General features: G+C 74.9%; 1 protein-coding gene. It reads right to left on the reverse strand.

All coding sequences use genetic code 11. From position 1 onward, the window contains the following. The coding region (locus G3I53_RS13210; protein ID WP_343240613.1) for an amino acid adenylation domain-containing protein at positions 1-3,484 on the reverse strand (3,484 nt) is incomplete at its 3' end. Positions 3,485-3,497 lie beyond the last annotated feature (13 nt).

Genomic DNA, 3,497 nt, shown 5'->3' on the forward strand with positions numbered 1-3,497 from the left:
CCGCCGCGGTGCCGCGGGCGTAGCGGGCGCGCGGCAGGGCGACCGGGCCGGGCACGGCCTCGGGTTCCGCCACCGCCCCCGCCTCCCGCAGTTCCGTCAGGCGGCGGGCGACGCCGCGGGCCGTCGGCTCGTCGAAGAAGGCGTTGAGGTCGAGCTGCACGCCGTGCCGCTCGCGCAGCCGGGTGGTGAGGCGGATGGCGAGCAGGGAGTGGCCGCCGACGTCGAAGAAGTTGTCGTCCACCGCCACGTCGGGCACCCCGAGCACGTCGGCGAGGAGCGCCACGACCTCGCGTTCCAGCGCGGTCAGCCGCTGCCCGTCACCGGCCGGCGTGCCGGACGCGGCGGCCGGCGGCCGGGGCAGCGCGGCCCGGTCGATCTTGCGGTTGGGGTTCTTCGGCAGCTCCGGCAGCGGCAGCAGCACCGGCGGGATCATGTACCGGGGCAGCCAGTCGGCCAGGTACGCGGTCAGTTCGCGGGGGTCGGGCGTGCCCGCGTAGTAGCCGACCAGGCGCTTGTGCCCGGCGCTGTCGTCCACCACGGTCAGCGACTCGCGCACGCCGGGGTGGGACAGGACGGCGGAGTCGATGTCGCCCAGTTCGATCCGGTAGCCGCGGATCTTGACCTGGAAGTCGATGCGGCCGAGGAAGTCGAGCATGCCGCCGGGCAGCCACCGCACCTGGTCGCCGGTCGCGTACATCCGGGCGCCCGGCTCGCCGGAGAACGGGTCGGGCAGGAACGCCCCGGCCGTCAGTTCCGGCCGGCCGAGGTAGCCGCGGCCCAGTCCGTCACCGCCGATGAACAGCTGGCCCGGCACGCCCACCGGCACCGGGCGCAGCCACGCGTCGAGCACGTAGACCCGGGTGTTGGCGATGGGCCGGCCGATCGGCACCCGCCAGGTGCCCTCCGGCACCTCGCGGACGGCGAAGGTGGCGGCGATGCTGGTCGACTCGGTCGGGCCGAAGTCGTTGATGAGCAGCGGTCCGCCCAGCTCGACCACCTCGCGGGCCCGCTTGGGGTCCATCGTGTCGCCGCCGACGACGAGTTCACGGGCGTTCTCGAACACCGTCGGGTCGTGGGCCGCGACCTCCGTGAACAGCGGGGTGGCGAAGACGACGGTGTCGATGGCTCCCGCGCGCAGCGCCTCGCCGAGCACCGGCGGGTTCAGCACGGTGGCCAGGTCGAAGCCGTGCAGCACGGCGCCGTTCAGCAGCGCGCCCCAGATCTCCAGGGTGGCCGCGTCCCAGGCGGCGTTGGAGATCTGCGCCATCCGGTCGCCGGGGGCGATGTCGATGAAGTTGGTGTTCCGCACCAGCCGGATGACGTTGCGGTGCGTGATGCAGATGCCCTTGGGCCGGCCGGACGAGCCCGAGGTGTACATGACGTACAGCAGCGAGCCGGGGCCCGCTCCCCCGTCGACGGCGGCGTCGTGTGCCGGGTCGGCGGCGACCTCCGGGCCCAGGTACGGCTCGACCGCCACCACGGGCACCCCGTCCGCCAGTTCCGTGAGCCGCTCGCCGGACGGCGTCAGCACCACGGCCGGGCGTGCCTCGGCCAGGATCTGCCGCAGCCGCCGCGCGGGGTGGGAGGGGTCGAGCGGCAGGTAGGCGCCGCCCGCCTTGACCACCGCGAGCATCGCGACGACGACGGCCGGGTCGCGGTCCACGTGCAGGCCGACCAGGGTCTCCGGGCCGACGCCCAGCTCCCGCAGCCGGGCCGCCAGCGCGTTGGAGCTGCGGTCCAGCTCCCGGTAGGTGCGGCGGGTGCCGCCGTAGACCAGCGCCGGGGCGTCGGGCGTGGCCCGCACGTGCTCGGCGAACAGGGCGGTGAGCGTGCTGTCCTTCGGGTAGGCGGTGGCGGTCTCGTTCCACCCGGCGATCTCGCGCTGTTCGGCCTCACTCGCGTGCGGCAGCAGGCGCAGCGGGGTGGCGGGGTCCGCCGCGACCTCGGCGGCGAGCCGGACGAAGTGGCCGACGAGCCGCTCGACGGTGGTGCGGTCGAACAGGTCGGTGCTGAAGCCGGCCACGCCTTCGAGGCCCTCGCCGGTCTCGGAAAGCGTCATCCCGAGGTCGACCTGCGAGACCGGGCGGTTCAGCCCGACCGACTCCACGTCCAGGTCGCCGATCCGGGCGCGCAGTCCGCCCCGGCCGGTCTGGAGCGCGCCGAGGCCCTCCTGCCCCAGCAGGTGGGGGTTGGTGAGGCTGAACATGACCTGGTAGCCGGGCGAGCGGGAGGCGTCCCGGTGCAGCTTCAGCTGCCGCACCAGCTCGGGGAAGGGCATCTCCTGGTGGGCCAGGGCGCCGACCACGGTCCGCTTCGTCTCCCGCACGTGCTCCTCGAACGTGGCCTCCTCGCCGACCCGGGAGCGGATGAGCAGCGGGTTGACGAAGTAGCCGATGACGCGGTGCAGGTCCGCGTCGTGCCGGCCGGAGCCGGGCACGCCGACCAGGAAGTCCTTCTCGCCGGTGTACCGGTGCACCAGCAGCTGGAAGACCGACAGCAGGGTGACGAAGAGGGTGGTGTCCTCGGCCTCCGCGCGGCGCCTGAGCCGCCGGGTCACGTCGGCGTCGAGGGTGAAGGTGACGCTGTCGCCGCGGTGGCTCTGCACGGGCGGCCGGGGCCGGTCGGCGGGCAGTTCGAGGACCGGGTCGCAGCCCTGGAGTTCCGTCGTCCAGTACTCCCGGAGCCGCTCGCCGCGCGGCGAGGCGAGGAGCTCGCGCTGACGGTCGGCGAGCTGGAGGTAGGCGGCCTCCGGCGGGGCGGGCAGCGCGGGCCCCTGGCCGGTCTCCGCCGCGTACAGGCGGGCGAGTTCGTCGGTGAGCAGCGCCATGGACCACATGTCGGCGGCGACGTGGTGCAGGGTCAGCGACAGGAGGTCGCCGCCGTCCCGGCGCAGCAGGAGCGCGCGCAGCACCCGGCCCTCGTCGAGCGCGAACGGGGTCCCGTCGGCGGCCCGTTCGAGGCGAGCGGTGAGGGCGGCGTCGTCCAGCGGGCGGGCGTCCTCCACCGTGAAGTCGACGTCCAGGGCGGGCAGTACGCTCTGGTACGGCTCCCCGTCCGCCCAGCGCAGCGCGGTCCGCAGGACCGGGTGGCGGTCGACGAGCTGCTGGAAGGCGCGGTGCAGGGCGTCGTGCCGCACCTCGGTGAGCAGCCGCACGGCGAGGGAGATGTGCAGGGCGGACGTGCCGGGGTGCTGCTGCTCCAGGAAGACCATGGCCTGCTGGTTGGTGCTCAGCGGCAGACGCTCCCAGGGCGCGGCGGACGCCGGCCGGGCCGCCGGCGCGGCCGGGGCGTCCAGGGTGAGGTCGTCGACGCTGGCGCCGGCGAGCAGTTCCTCCAGGGAGAGTTCCACGCCGGTGGCCCCGGCGACGGCGGCCTGGAGTTCGACGGCGGCCAGCGAGTCCAGGCCCTGCCCGACGAGCGGGGCGGCCGGGTCGACGGTGACGCCGAGGCGGCGCGCGGCCAGTTCCGCGACGACGGCACGCACCCGGCCGGCGTCG

Source organism: Streptomyces sp. SID14436 (assembly GCF_010548465.1).
Lineage (GTDB): Bacteria > Actinomycetota > Actinomycetes > Streptomycetales > Streptomycetaceae > Streptomyces.